This is a genomic window from Nocardia sp. CA-120079 (genome assembly GCF_050955745.1).
In the GTDB taxonomy this organism is placed as follows: domain Bacteria; phylum Actinomycetota; class Actinomycetes; order Mycobacteriales; family Mycobacteriaceae; genus Nocardia.
Window position 1 is genome coordinate 557,463 of sequence record NZ_CP192088.1, and the last position, 13,054, is coordinate 570,516.

At 66.8% G+C, this 13,054-nt stretch carries 10 protein-coding genes and 1 riboswitch; of the genes, 6 read left to right on the forward strand and 4 right to left on the reverse strand.

What is annotated here, in order from left to right; translation table 11 throughout:
- Positions 1 to 2: 2 nt before the first annotated feature.
- The 3 genes from ACQPYR_RS02585 to ACQPYR_RS02595 all read right to left on the reverse strand — a co-directional run bounded on the left by ACQPYR_RS02585 (position 3) and on the right by ACQPYR_RS02595 (position 5,953).
- Positions 3 to 1,358 carry a M1 family metallopeptidase gene (locus ACQPYR_RS02585; RefSeq protein ID WP_433627151.1) on the reverse strand — a complete coding sequence of 452 codons (1,356 nt, stop codon included), beginning with the start codon at positions 1,356 to 1,358 and terminating at the stop codon, positions 3 to 5.
- A complete protein-coding gene (locus ACQPYR_RS02590) occupies positions 1,358 to 5,413 on the reverse strand; it encodes a Pls/PosA family non-ribosomal peptide synthetase (protein WP_433634985.1) in 4,056 nt (1,351 codons plus the stop codon). Before ACQPYR_RS02590 ends, ACQPYR_RS02585 begins: the two co-directional genes overlap by 1 nt.
- Before the next feature lie 117 nt (positions 5,414 to 5,530).
- Positions 5,531 to 5,953 carry a MarR family winged helix-turn-helix transcriptional regulator gene (locus ACQPYR_RS02595; RefSeq protein WP_433627153.1) on the reverse strand — a complete coding sequence of 141 codons (423 nt, stop codon included), beginning with the start codon at positions 5,951 to 5,953 and terminating at the stop codon, positions 5,531 to 5,533.
- Positions 5,954 to 6,035: 82 nt separating this feature from the next.
- On the opposite strand from ACQPYR_RS02595, the gene ACQPYR_RS02600 reads away from it, so the two are divergent.
- Complete coding sequence (locus ACQPYR_RS02600) at positions 6,036 to 7,457, forward strand: DHA2 family efflux MFS transporter permease subunit (RefSeq protein WP_433627155.1); 1,422 nt, start codon at positions 6,036 to 6,038, stop codon at positions 7,455 to 7,457.
- A gap of 44 nt (positions 7,458 to 7,501) precedes the next feature.
- Here the strand turns inward: ACQPYR_RS02600 and ACQPYR_RS02605 are convergent, their stop codons facing one another.
- The gene (locus ACQPYR_RS02605; protein WP_433627158.1) at positions 7,502 to 8,137 is read right to left on the reverse strand and encodes a LysE family translocator; all 636 of its coding nucleotides are present in this window, start codon (positions 8,135 to 8,137) and stop codon (positions 7,502 to 7,504) included.
- A gap of 113 nt (positions 8,138 to 8,250) precedes the next feature.
- Positions 8,251 to 8,364: riboswitch (SAM riboswitch) on the forward strand.
- Positions 8,365 to 8,410: 46 nt separating this feature from the next.
- Between ACQPYR_RS02605 and ACQPYR_RS02610 the strand changes: the two genes are divergently transcribed.
- The 5 genes from ACQPYR_RS02610 to ACQPYR_RS02630 all read left to right on the forward strand — a co-directional run bounded on the left by ACQPYR_RS02610 (position 8,411) and on the right by ACQPYR_RS02630 (position 12,959).
- The gene (locus ACQPYR_RS02610) at positions 8,411 to 9,763 is read left to right on the forward strand and encodes an aminotransferase class V-fold PLP-dependent enzyme (protein ID WP_433627161.1); all 1,353 of its coding nucleotides are present in this window, start codon (positions 8,411 to 8,413) and stop codon (positions 9,761 to 9,763) included.
- Between the two features lie 265 nt (positions 9,764 to 10,028).
- Positions 10,029 to 10,541, forward strand: a complete 513-nt coding sequence (locus ACQPYR_RS02615; protein WP_433627164.1) for a YbaB/EbfC family nucleoid-associated protein — start codon at positions 10,029 to 10,031, stop codon at positions 10,539 to 10,541.
- Between the two features lie 3 nt (positions 10,542 to 10,544).
- Entirely contained in the window at positions 10,545 to 10,889 is a 345-nt protein-coding gene (locus ACQPYR_RS02620) for a hypothetical protein (RefSeq protein WP_433627167.1), read from the forward strand.
- A 4-nt stretch (positions 10,890 to 10,893) separates the two neighbouring features.
- Positions 10,894 to 12,015, forward strand: coding sequence for a hypothetical protein (locus ACQPYR_RS02625; protein WP_433627170.1), 1,122 nt, complete (start codon positions 10,894 to 10,896; stop codon positions 12,013 to 12,015).
- Positions 12,016 to 12,155: 140 nt separating this feature from the next.
- Positions 12,156 to 12,959 (forward strand): ESX secretion-associated protein EspG, encoded by an 804-nt coding sequence (locus ACQPYR_RS02630; RefSeq protein ID WP_433627172.1) that lies wholly within the window; start codon positions 12,156 to 12,158, stop codon positions 12,957 to 12,959.
- Positions 12,960 to 13,054 lie beyond the last annotated feature (95 nt).

The window sequence follows — 13,054 nt, forward strand, 5'->3', positions numbered from 1 at the left end:
CTTCAGCGCGATTTCGTATCGACCTGCCCGCCGGAGGGCGGCAGTTGCGGCAGCGGCTCACCGAGCAGCCACGCATCCCAGAGCGGCCGCAGCGGCACCAGACTGTAGTGGCCCGCCAGATCGGTGAATTCCTCCGTGGTGACCGAGCCGTGCCGGTAGCGGATCGTCCACTCGCGCAGCAGATCCCAGAAGGCGAGTTCGCCGAGTTCCAGGCGCAGCGTATGCAGGGTAAGTGCGCCGCGTTTGTACACGCGGTCGTCGAACATACGTCGCGGGCCGGGGTCGCCGATGATGATGTCCTGCGGTTCGCGGGACAGGTTGTGCCGGGCGGCGCGGGCCAATTGGTCCGCGGTGGGCCCGCCCGCGGCTTCGGACCAGATCCATTCGGCGTAACAGGCGAAGCCTTCGTGTAGCCAGATGTCACGCCACTGCCAGATGGTGAGGCTGTTGCCGAACCACTGGTGCGCGAGTTCGTGTGCGACAAGGCGTTCCGCGCCGCGGCGGCCGTCGCAGTGGTTGGCGCCGAAGACGGAGATGCCCTGGGCCTCGATCGGGATCTCGAGATCGTCATCGGTGATCACGACGGTGTACGCCTCGAACGGATACGGGCCGAACTTCTCGGTGAACAGCTCCATCATCTGCGGCTGGCGCTCGAAATCGTGTTCGAAATTTGCGCGCAGTCGCGGCGGGATCACCGCCTGCATCGGTACCGAACCGCGCGGGCTGCCGATCCGGTGTTTCCGGTACTGCCCGATCTGGATGGTGGCCAGATAGGTCGACATCGGCTCGGACTGTTCGTAAACCCAGGTGGTCTGGCTGGCCTTGGTCTGCTTGCGCATCAAGGTGCCGTTGGCGAGCGCGTAGTACGGGGTGTCGGTGGTGATCGAAATCCGGTAGCTGGCTTTGGAACTCGGGTGGTCGTCGCAGGGGAACCAGGACGCGGCGCCGTTGGGCTGGCTGGCCACCAGCGCGCCCTCGGTCAGTTCCTCCCAGCCCACCTCGCCCCACGGCCCGCGCACCGGCTTCGGCAGCCCGGCGTATTGGATGACCAGCTCGAGCAGCCCACCCGTGGGGATGCGGTGCTGCGGCGTGATGACGAGCTTGCCGTGCTGGTGGGAGTATTTCGCGGCCTTGGTGCCGTTGACGAGCACCTTGGACACGGTGAGCGACTGGGACAGGTCGAGCGCGAAACGGTCGCGGACGGCGTCGGTCACCGCGATAATCCGAGCTCGGCCTGCCATGCGATTACTGGCGACCTTATAAGTGATCTCGAGTTCGTACCGCGATACCCGGTAGCCCCAATTTCCGTTCTGCGGTAGGTATTCGTCGACGGGCTCTTCGTAGTACTTGCCCGCCATCAGGAGGTCGCTCCCGCCTCGCTGAGGCTCGGCGCCGCACTCGACCACGGCGCGATCGGATTGCCCCACCAGCGGGTGGACGGCGGCACGGTGTCACCGCGCATGACCAGCGAGGCGGGGCCGACGGTCGCGCCCGCGCCGATGCCCGCGGCGGGCAGGGCGACGCAGTGCGGACCGAGGGTGGCGCCCGCGTCGAGGGTGACGGTGTCCATGGCCATGATTCGATCGTGGAAGAGGTGGGTCTGCACCACACAGCCGCGTTCCACGGTCGCGCCGTCACCGAGTGTCACCAGGTCCGCCTCCGGTAGCCAATAGGACTCGCACCATACCCCGCGTCCGATCTTCGCGCCGAGTCCACGAAGCCACAGATTCAGTACGGGTGTACCGGTCGCGGCGCGCGCGAACCACGGCGCGGCGACGGTTTCGACGAAGGTGTCGGCAACCTCGTTGCGCCACACGAACGAACTCCACAGCGGATGCTCCTCGGCGCGAATTCGCCCGACCAGTAACCACTTCGCGGTGACCGCACTGGCCCCCGCGATGGCACCGGCGGCCATCAGGACAAAACCGCAGAGCAGTCCGGCGACCAGGTAGCCGGCCGATTCCGCGATCCAGGCCAGCGTGAACAGCACCCCGAGGCCGATGGCGAAGCTCACGAGCACCGGGACGAGCCGGCAGGTCTCGACTATGCCGCGGAACACCTTCAGCCGCAGCGGCGGATCGAAGGTGCGTTCGGTATCGCCGCTTTCGGAGGCGCGCCGCAGTCGCACCGGTGGGCTGCCGAGCCAGGACGAACCCGCCTTAGCCTTGGAGGGTGCGGCCGAAAGCACGGCGACCAGCCCGTTTTTCGGCACCCGTCGACCGGGTGCGGTCATACCGGAATTGCCGAGGAAGGCGCGCTTGCCGACCTTCGCGTCGCCGATGTGCAGCCAGCCGCCGCCGAGTTCGTAGCTGGCGATCATGGTGTCGTCGGCGAGGAACGCGCCGTCGGCGACCGTGGTGAATTTCGGCAGCAGCAGCACCGTGGACGCCTCGACGCTCTTACCGATCTTCGCGCCGAGCAGACGCAGCCACGGTGGGGTCAGCAAGCTTGCGTAGAGCGGGAACAGGAAGGTGCGCGCCGAATCCAGCAGCCGCTCGGTGGCCCAGGCCTGCCAGCCGACCCGGCTGCGCACGGGATGATGGCCCTCGGTGAGTCCGATGCTGAGCAGCCGGACCGCGATGACCGTGGCCACCGCGTACACGGCGAGGCTCAGCAGCGTTGCGACGGGCAGGATGGCGAAACCCTTGCCGAGCGCACCCGCGAGTGTGCGGGCGTCGCGGATGAACCAGGCGATGAATGCGCCGCCGGTGGCCAGACCGAGAATGGGCATGGCCGCCAATGCCATCGAGGTCACGCCGAAAATCGCGACCCAGTGCGCGGCCCGCGCCGGAGTATGCGACGGCCAACGATGCTGGGCCTTACCGACTTTCGTGGCGGGCGAGCCTGCCCACTCCTGTTCGGCCTTCACCCTGCCCGATACCGAGGATCCGGCCGCGATCTCGGCATTCTTACCGATTTTGCTGCCGGGCAACAGGATCGAGCGGGCGCCGATCACCGCGCCCGCACCGATGGTGATCGGTCCGATGTGCACCACATCGCCGTCGATCCAATAGCCGGACAGGTCGACCTCGGGCTCCACACTGCACCCGTCGCCGAGTTCGAGCATGCCGGTGACCGGCGGCAGGGTGTGCAGATCGACGCCTGTGCCGATCTTCGCGCCGAGCGCCCGTGCGAACGGCACCATCCACGGTGCGCCGGAGAGACTTTCGGCGCCGCTGGCCTCCGAGAGCCGCACCGCCGCCCACAGTCGCAGGTGCTCCGATCCGCCGCGGGCATAACTGCCGGGCCGCACGCCGCGCAGCAGAATCCGAGCGCCGGTCGCGCAGATCACCATGCGACCGGGCGGCGAGATGAACAGCAGGAAGGCGGCCAGCGTCCACCACCAGGACAGATGCGGCAACCACGGCAGCGAGCCGGACCAGCCCGCGATATTGCCGACAATGGCCAACCAGGTGAGCCACTGCAGTCCGGTGAGGGTCGTGAGCGGGATGGTGGCCAGCACCTGGGTCCACTGGGCGCGCAGCGGCGTCGGGCGCACGATGCGTTCCTCGACGGAGGCGCTCGGCGCGGTCTCGTCGAGCAGTTCGGCCAGTGCGCCGAGGCGAGGATGGTCGTAGAGATCGGCGACGGTGATCTGCGGATAACGTTCGCGCAGTGCGGTGACCAGTTGCGCCGCCGACAGCGAGCCACCGCCGAGATCGAAGAAGTCGGTATCCGGACCGGTGACCTCGGCGCCGAGTATCGAATCCCACAGTCCGGCAATCCATTGCTCGGTTTCGGTGAGATCGCCGGTCGCGGTTTCGGTTGTGTTCGGCAGCGGCCACGGCAGTGCGTCGCGATCGACCTTGCCCGAGGTACGGGTGGGCAGGTCGGCGACGATGGCGAGCCGGGGGACCAGCGGGGCCGGAAGTTGTTCGGCGAGTTGGGCTCTGGCGGCCGCGAGGTCGAAATCGGGTCCGGTGCCGGTCAGGTAGCCGACCAGGATCTTATTGCCCGCCTTGGTGGTTCGGATGGCGGCCGCGGCACCGGTGACGCCGGGTAGGTGCTGTAGGGCGTTGTCGAGTTCGCCGAGTTCGATGCGGCGGCCGCCGAGTTTGATCTGATCGTCGGCGCGGCCGAGAAAGACCAGACCCGCGCTGTCCTTGCGAACCAGGTCGCCGCTGCGGTAGGCGCGCTCCCAGCCGAGTGACGGTAGCGGAGCGTACTTTTCGGCATCCTTGGCCGGATCGAGGTAGCGGGCCAGGCCGACGCCGCCGATCACGAGTTCGCCGGATTCGCCCTCGTCCACCGGATTTCCGGCGGCATCGACGACGGCAAGATCCCAGCCGTCCAGCGGTAGTCCGATCCGGACCGGGAAGCCGCCGTCGAGCAGCGCCGCACAGGCGACCACGGTTGCTTCGGTGGGGCCGTAGGTATTCCAGACCTCGCGTTCGGAATCTGTGTCTGATTTGCGGCGTTCGCGGGGCCCTGCGTGCGCGCGCACTCCTTGCGGAGTACCGCCCTGACGGCCCCCGCTAGGTTCCTCCGGGCCCGTCGCTCGCGCCGCGGGGTTTCCGGCAAGGCGTTCGGCGAGTTCGGGTGGCACCGCCTCACCGCCGAAGATCAGCAGTCGGACCGGGTCGAGCGCCTCGGCCGGCCAGGTCGCGGCGAGTGTGGGAACCGTCGAGACGATGCTGATTTCGCGGCGCACCAGCCAGGGACCGAGATCCGCGCCGGTGCGGACCAGGGCGCGCGGCGCGGGCACAAGACACGCGCCGTTGCGCCAGGCCAGCCACATTTCCTCGCAGGAGGCGTCGAAGGCGACCGAGAGTCCGGCGAGAACCCGGTCGTCCGGGCCGATCGGGGCATCCGGCAGGAACAGGCGCGCCTCCGCGTCGACGAAGGCGGCGGCATTGCGGTGGGTGACCGCGACGCCCTTCGGGGTTCCGGTGGATCCGGAGGTGAAGATGATCCACGCGTCGTCGCCGGGGGTGGGGCGAACGCTCGAGCCGTCAGCGGGCGCCGGCCGTTCTACGGCCGTCGGCTCGATGCCTACCGCGGTCACGATCGCGGTGACGCGGGCCTCACCGAAGACGAGCCGGGCGCGCTCGTCCGGATCGTCGGCGTCCACCGGGACGTAAGCGGCACCGGCAAAAAGAATCGCCAGAATAGTGACGTAAAGCTCATGTGTGCCGGATGGCATCCGCACGCCGACGCGGTCGCCGGGACGCACTCCCGCCGCGGTCAAGCGCACGACTCCGGTGTCGATTTCGGCCAGCAATTCGGTGTAGCTGAGCACTACGCGGCCGTCATCGATCGCGGGCGCCTCCGGGTGCGCTTGCGCGGTGCTGTTCAGGATGTCGACCAGGGTCCTGGCCTGCGGTGCGAGTGCGGCGCGTAGCAAGGGGTCGGGGAGGCGGAGCCCGTCGGTCGGGTCTGTGCCCGCCGCCGTGTCGACCTGCGGCCGCAGCATCACGTCCTGCCCACCTCTCATTGACCTGCCTTGCGCTTCCTCGTTGTTGTTTCACAGCAGGGTTACCAGTGGGCAAACGCCATGCTGACCAACTGTCTACGGTACCTGCGGTATCGGTCAGAGTTCTTCGCCCAGTGCTTTCAGCGCAAGGCGGTGCAGGGTCTGTCGCTCGTCCTCGTCGAGGCGGTACAGCACCCGTTCGGCGGCCTCTTCAATGAGTTCGTCGGTCTTGCGGCGCTCGGCGCGTCCGGCCTGGGTGATGGACAGCCGGTATTTGCGCCGGTCCGTCGAATCGCGGGTGCGGATGACGAAACCGGACTCCTCGAGGCCGTCGATCAGCCGGACCACCTCGCTGCGGTCGATGCCGAGCGCGGTGGACACCTGCTGCTGGGACAGGTCGTCGAATTCCTCCAGACAGACCAGTACCCAGTGTTCTCGCAACGACGTGCCCATTTCGGCGTGTACGGCCTTGTGCAGCTTGCCGAGCGCGTACGTCGGGAAGCGGAGCAGGCCGCGGGGGTGAATGGGGTCAGCGGGCATTCGGTAATCATATCTATTGTTGATGGGCCAGATTGTTGATAACCTCCGCAATCTAGGTTGTCTACAAATAGCGGAGGATCCCATGTCGGATACTCGAACGGCCGCCACCGCGCCCGCACTCGAACCCATTCCCGCGCCGGTCTGGCGGGTGGCCGGTGTAGTGGTCTTCGGCGCCGTCATGAGCATGTTGGACACGTCGCTGGTGAATATCGGGCTGAACTCCATCGCGACGGATCTCGGTGCCGCACTGGACAGTGCCCAGTGGATCGCGAGCGGTTATCTGCTCGCACTCGCCGTCACGCTGCCGCTGTGCGGTTGGCTCGGGCGGCAATTCGGAATGGACCGGGTCTGGTTGACCGCGCTCGCCGGATTCACGGTGACCTCGGCACTGTGCGCGCTGGCTCCGAATATCGGCTGGCTCATCGGTTTTCGGATCGCGCAGGGTCTGGCCGCGGGGCTATTGGTGCCCGCCGGGCAGACGCTGCTCGGGCAGGTCGCGGGTCCGCATCGGTTGGGCCGGGTGATGAGTGTCGTCGGCATCGCGGTGGTCGCCGCGCCCGCGATCGGACCGACCATCGGCGGCGTCATGCTGGCGAACCTGGATTGGGAGTGGTTGTTCCTGATCAATATCCCGTTCGGGCTGGTGGCGTTCGTCCTGGGGCGTCGGTTGTTACCGCGGGCGCAGGCGTCGGGCAACGGCGGTCGATTCGATGCCACCGGATTCGCATTGATCGCGGTCGGGCTGTCGGCGCTGGTCTACGGACTGGGTGAATTCGGCAGTCGCGGTAGCGTTTCCGCGCCGACGGTGTGGGTGTCGGTGGTGGTCGGGGTGTTGGCGCTCGGGGTGTTCGTGGTGCGGTCGGTGCGCGGCGGCGGCGCGAGCCTGCTCGATGTCGGACTGTTCCGGCATCCGGTATTCGCGACGGCGAATGTGGCGAACTTCTTCGCCGGTGCGTCGCTGTTCGGGGCAATGCTGTTGTTGCCGTTGTACTTTCAAGTGCTGCACCGCGACGATCTCATCGCGACGGGTCTGCTGCTCATGTCCTTCGGGATCGGCGGCATCATCGCGCTGCCCGTCGGCGGCCGCTTGACCGACCGGTACGGCGGGGGAGTGGTCGCGGTGGTCGGCAGTGCGGTGACAGCCGCGGTCACCGTGCCGTTCGCGTTCGGCGATGCATCGATGAATCCCGTTGTCGTGCAGGTACTTCTGTTGATCCGCGGGGTTGCGACCGGATTGACCGGGGTGCCGATCGTCGCCGCGGCCTATGCCGCGGCGCGGCCCGAGCAGCTGCCGGATGCGGCATCGTTCGTGAATATTCTGCAGCGGGTCGGCGGGTCGATCGGAGCGGCGCTGCTCGCGGTGGTGCTGTATCGCGCGGCTGCTGCGGGATTGTTGGTGGATGCCGGGTTCCGGCAGGCGTTCTGGTGGCTCACGGCCGCGTCGGTCATCTCGTTGATCGCATCACTATTGTTGTGGCGCAAGGAGATTCAGCAGAACCGGTAACACTTTGCGTCTGGTCGGTGGCGACCGGCCGGGCGCATTTCGGATTACGCGGCAGACGCGGCCGTGCCGATGCCGAGCGCGGCGAGTACGGCCGCGCTGATCTGTTCGAGCCGATCGCGAACCCGTGGGCGGCGCAACATGGCAACCGCTCGTGACGCCAGCATGGCGAGCAGGATCATCTCGACGGCGGCAATGCAGCATTCGATGGCACCAAGGGCGAGGGTGTTCAGAAATGTGACATCGGTGAGGAATTGCGGCAGTACCGCCAGGTAGAACAGCCCGACCTTCGGGTTGAACATGCACGACACCACGCCCGCGGCGAATGCCGAGCGGATCGAGGCGGGAGCCTGGGCGGCCGACTGTCCGGCCGCCGCGGCGGTGCCCGCCCTGCGCTGCTTGCGGTGATCGATCAGCGCGCGAATTCCCAAGTACACCAGATAGATTCCGCCGATGACCTTGAGCGTTCGGTAGGCCGTCGCGGACTGTTCCAGCAGCGCGGCGACACCTGCCGCGACCACCACCGCCCACCCGATCCCGCCCAATGCCGAGCCGATCGCCGCGGCAATGCCGGGTCGCGCGTCCACGATCGAGAAGCGCAGCACCAGGAACGAATCCGGGCCGGGCGTGATCGACAGCAGAATGCACAGGCCGATAAAGCTGAGCAGCAGGGAAAGCGTCACCTCTCGATCAGAGCCCACATCGGTCGGCATTGCAAGGTTATTTATTCGACTGCATGTATATGCGGCAACGGACAGGTTGACAGGGCGGCGTGGTATCTGCCAATCTCGGTTCAGGTCATGAGTACCAGCGTCAAGCCCCGGCTAGCTGGTCGGCAACCCTCCTCCGCGGTGGGGTGCTCCGGGTGACGACCGGGCCGCAGCCCGACCGGGTGCGGCAAGCGCGGACTCGGATGATCACCTGATTTCGGGTCCCACAGCCGATGGGATTTTGTGATGACCGCTGTAATCGAGCAGAGCTGTGTTTACCCACGCCGACTGCCGTCCCCCTGTGCCGCCCTCGCCCGGGTTTCCGGCGACGACCTCCAGGTGCCGCTGGTACAGGGCGGAACGACCACCTACGCGAACTTCGACTACGCCGCTAGCGCACCGGCATTGGCGCAGGTCGCCGACCGCGTGCAGCAGTTGCTGCCGTTCTACGCGAGCGTGCACCGCGGTGCCGGTTACGCCTCGCGGATCTCCACCGAGTGCTACGAGGCCGCGCGCGGCTCGGTCGCCCGCTTCCTCGACGCCGCCGACGACCAGGTCGTGGTGTTCACCCGCAACACCACCGATTCGCTGAATCTGCTCGCCGCCTGTGTGCCCGGCGACACCGTGGTACTGGATATCGAACATCATGCGAACCTCCTGCCCTGGACCCGGCACGGTCGTCGCGTCGTCAAGGCGGCGGCGACCGTCGAGGAGACGATCCGTCAGCTGATCGCCGAATTGTGCAGTAAGCCTGCGGCATTGCTCGCGGTCACCGGTGCGTCCAATGTGACCGGCGAGGTGCTGCCGCTCGAGCGTCTGGCCACCATCGCGCATCAGTGCGGTGCGCGGATACTGGTCGATGCCGCGCAATTGGCACCGCATCGTCGAATCAGCCTGCGCGCCACCGGAATCGACTACCTTGCCTGCTCGGGTCACAAGCTCTACGCACCGTTCGGCGCGGGAGTGCTTGTCGGACGCCGGGATTGGCTCGATGCCGCCGAACCGTATCTGGCGGGCGGCGGGGCGGTCCGCGAGGTCACCACCACCAGCGCGGAATGGGCATCGGCGCCGCAGCGTCACGAGGGCGGTTCGCCGAATGTCCTGGGCGCGGCCGCACTCGCCGCCGCATGTGAGGCGCTGTGCGCGATCGATCCGAAAACCCTTGCCGCGCATGAGCGACTGCTCGCCGATCGCCTGCGCGCCGGGCTGTCCGCGATTCCGGGCGTCAACCTGCTGCGCATCTGGGACGACAGCCCCGACACCGTCGGCATCGTCGCCTTCACCCTGGACGGATTCGTCCCCGGACACGTCGCGGCCTATCTCTCCGCCGAACACGGCATCGGCATTCGCGACGGCCGCTTCTGCGCCCACCCGCTGCTCGAGCGGCTCGGCCTCGACGGTGCGCTGCGTGCCAGCATCGGCCTCGGCACCAGCTCCGCCGATGTGGATCGGCTGGTCGAGGCCATCGCTACTCTCGTCGACAAGGGTGCGTCGTGGGATTACGCCAGTACCGACGGACTTTGGAACCCGACACCGGAGACCCGCCCCTTCGCCCACCCCGAAACCGACGACGGCGCCGCGCCCTGCTCGATCGGCTGATCTGAGCCATCCGCTCAGTCGTAGCTGCCACCCGGCATTGGGCTGACGCGGTCCGAGGACCGATGAATTAATGCGCAGCGGACGAACGTGCGCGGAGCCTCGGCGGCGGATTCGGCCAGGTTGGCATGATCCGCCGGCGTGCAGATTTGGCTCTGAAGAATTCACCAAACAATTTGCGGTACCGCGGAACCGCCGCTCCAGCCCTTGCGTCTAGAGATGTGATGGCACTCGTCCGGCCGGGGCGGGGGAACGGAAAGGCGGCTGAATGAATTCGGCAGAGCGGGACGCGCTCCAATCCTGGACGGACGGGATGCGCGGCCGAGTCGACCAGATGACCGATGTCTACGAGCGGCAGCTAGAGCAGTTCGGCGCGGCGAAATCCGAGCTGGCCAACCTGACAGTGCAGGGCTGGTCCCAGGATCAGCTGGTTCGGGTGACTGCGAATTCGGCGGGGATTGCGCTGGATGTGTGGGTGGCGCCGGAGGCGTTCAAGCGCTCGAGTCCGGAGCGGCTCGGTGCGGCGATGACCGAGGCGGCGCAGGCCGCGGCCCGGGCCGCCAAGGAGCAGCTCGACGCGCGCCTGGCGCCGGTGCTTGCGGCGGTATCGGAGGTCGGGCTGCCCGAGGATCCGTTCGGCGAACTGCCGACGGTCGCCCGGCCCGACGGAAATATCCTGCCGCCGCCTCCGCCGGAGCCCGAACCGGAGCCGCAGATCGAGTTCCCTCGGCGGCTGGACGAGGATCCGGACGACGAGGGCCCGCATTGGAAGGGCTGGTAGGTCATGGGCAACAGCAACTTCCGGCTCGATCCGGAGCAGTTCCGTTCGATCGCGACCGAAATCGGATCGCTGGGCACCGAATTCGCCGCCGAGGTGGCGGAATTCACCAGCGCGCTGAGCGAGGACGGCGACGGCATCGGCGATGACGAATTCGGACAGGCCTTCCTGCAGAACTTCCTGGGCCCTGTCGAGGATGCGACCGAGATGCTCGACGGTGTGATCGGTCTGCTCGGATCGGTCCAAAAGCGTTTCACCGCCGTCGCGGACGCCGTGACGACGACCGATGGGGACTTCGAGTCGGCCGTCGAGAAGATCACCGGCCTGCTCGACGAGAACGGCAAGGGGTAGCCGCATGGGATTGCAGATACCAGCGGCGCTGGAGCCGGTGGCGGCGGTCGTCGTCTATCGCTGGCCGAAGGCGGATGAGACCAAGCTGTTCAGTTTGGGCAACAAGGCCGAGGCGATGGCGAATACGCTGGAGAAGTACTCCGGCAAGATCGATACCAAATTCCAAGAGGCACTCAGCCATATCGAGGGCGAGACCCACGACGCGATCGAGCGCTATCGGCAGCAGACGATGCAGGCGGTCGAGACGCTTACCGATCTGCTCCGCGATATCGCCCTGGCGCTGCGGATCTACGCATCGCTGATTCTGGCCATCAAGCTGTACATCATCTCGATGCTGATCTACACCGCCATTCAGTTGGCGGCCGCCGCCGCGGCAGCGGTGCCGACTCTCGGCGCGAGTACCGCCGAGGCGGCGGCGATGCAGGTCGCGATTCGCACCGCCATCACCCAGGCGCTGCGCAAGCTGATCCAGCAGATCCTCACCCAGACCGTGATCAAGGCGGCTACCGGCGCATTGACAAGTACCGCAATGGAATTCCTGCGACAGACTATCGGGATCGAGATGGGTACGCGTGACGGTTACGACGTCGATCGGCTGGTCGAATCGGGTGAGCGTGGGGCACTGGATGGGGCGATCCAGGGGGCGCTGAACAAGCTCGGGTTCAATAGCACCGATACGAAGAAGTTGGCCGAGCAGCTCACCACCACTGCGTTCGGGCCGGCGCGCAATTACAAGGCGCTGCACGATGGTTCGCAACAGACCAACACGTCGGACACGACAACCCCGCAGCACGCGCCGTATGTGAGCCCGTCGCCTGGAGGCACGACCTTTACCGCCGGCACGTCGACCGATGATTCTTCGCCGCAGCACGCGCCGTATGTGGCACCGTCGACAACGCCGACGCCCACTTCGATCGACGACACGACCGTGCCGACGTCGACGCACGGTCCGTATACCACGAGCACCTCGCCCGCGAGTCCACCCGAGCAGACCACCGACTCACCCCTGAAGGAACCCAGCCAAGACGAGCTGACCCCGAATTCGACCACGCCCTCATCACTGGATATGGGTGCGGGTGACACCTTCCACATCGAGGTGCGCACCGGCTCATCCCTCGATCTATAGCGTTGCCGCGCAGGTGAATCCGCAAGGCCGCGTTCGATGCGTGGTGGCAGCCCGAGCGAGGCTGGTCGGCGGAGCCGACAGAGTAGGTAAGCGCGGGAATGGCAATCGGTGAAGGTGGCAGAGTGGGTAAGGACAGCGGGATGGCAGTCGACGGAGGCGATGGGGTGGGTGCGCACAGGCTCAGCGGTCTGGAGTTCGAAATGCTTTGGGCCGCATACGGTCGCGATCGCTTGCCCTATCCGCTGCACTATCGGACCGACATCGCCGACTTCGATGAGCTGAAGCGCCACCGCGAAGCCGCCGTCAGTTCCCTGCTCGCGAAGTACTCGCCCGAACTCGAACGCGCCATCGAGGTTCTGCTCGAGCCGGATGTCCGTGTCGAGTCGAAAGGGTTCGACGGTACCGACCTATCGCACACCTACCGGTTCCACGGCGCGGTTCGCGCGCAAGCCGGTGCCGCCCTGCGCCAACTCCCCGGCCCGAATCCGGAAACCGGCGGCGATGTCCTCGTAACCTATTGCGCCGCAGAGCAAGTCGCCCGGCATGCGGTGATCGCACTCCCCGCGTGCGGCCCCGGCACCCACCCGCCGCTGGAGATCCGGCGTGCGGAAATCGCCGCCGACCGCGACCGCCACATCCGCCACGCCCACGACCTCGGTCCCATCGACCAACTGGACCGCATCTTCCAGCGCCCCCGCTCCGCCTTCGGCGAAATAACCATCTGCTTCGGCCCCGCCCTCGACGCCCGCCCTACTCCCGCCCGCGGCTTCTGGTGGATGGATTACCCCGACGGCCGCTACTACGTAAAAACCGGCGACCCCATAATCGCCAAACCCATGGCCCCCCAAGCCATGGCCACCGAAATCCACCGCCTCACCACCCTCACCCAGCGTTACCACCAAGAAGACCGCGAACACGACGAATACCTCCGCACCCGCCACTGACCCCCGCTGCTCGGGCCTCCGCAACTTCGAGATCATTGCTTTCACCGCCCGTCATATGCACTGTCAGCATGTATGGGTCCGTCGGGTCGACACCA

Excerpts from the sequence above, each read along its gene's own strand:
- ACQPYR_RS02600 (WP_433627155.1), top strand. The coding sequence starts at position 6,036 with ATGTCGGATACTCGAACGGCCGCCACCGCGCCCGCACTCGAACCCATT.
- ACQPYR_RS02630 (WP_433627172.1), top strand. The coding sequence starts at position 12,156 with ATGGCAGTCGACGGAGGCGATGGGGTGGGTGCGCACAGGCTCAGCGGT.
- ACQPYR_RS02625 (WP_433627170.1), top strand. The coding sequence starts at position 10,894 with ATGGGATTGCAGATACCAGCGGCGCTGGAGCCGGTGGCGGCGGTCGTC.
- ACQPYR_RS02585 (WP_433627151.1), bottom strand. The coding sequence starts at position 1,358 with ATGGCGGGCAAGTACTACGAAGAGCCCGTCGACGAATACCTACCGCAG.
- ACQPYR_RS02590 (WP_433634985.1), bottom strand. The coding sequence starts at position 5,413 with ATGCTGCGGCCGCAGGTCGACACGGCGGCGGGCACAGACCCGACCGAC.
- ACQPYR_RS02620 (WP_433627167.1), top strand. The coding sequence starts at position 10,545 with ATGGGCAACAGCAACTTCCGGCTCGATCCGGAGCAGTTCCGTTCGATC.
- ACQPYR_RS02595 (WP_433627153.1), bottom strand. The coding sequence starts at position 5,953 with ATGCCCGCTGACCCCATTCACCCCCGCGGCCTGCTCCGCTTCCCGACG.
- ACQPYR_RS02610 (WP_433627161.1), top strand. The coding sequence starts at position 8,411 with ATGACCGCTGTAATCGAGCAGAGCTGTGTTTACCCACGCCGACTGCCG.
- ACQPYR_RS02615 (WP_433627164.1), top strand. The coding sequence starts at position 10,029 with ATGAATTCGGCAGAGCGGGACGCGCTCCAATCCTGGACGGACGGGATG.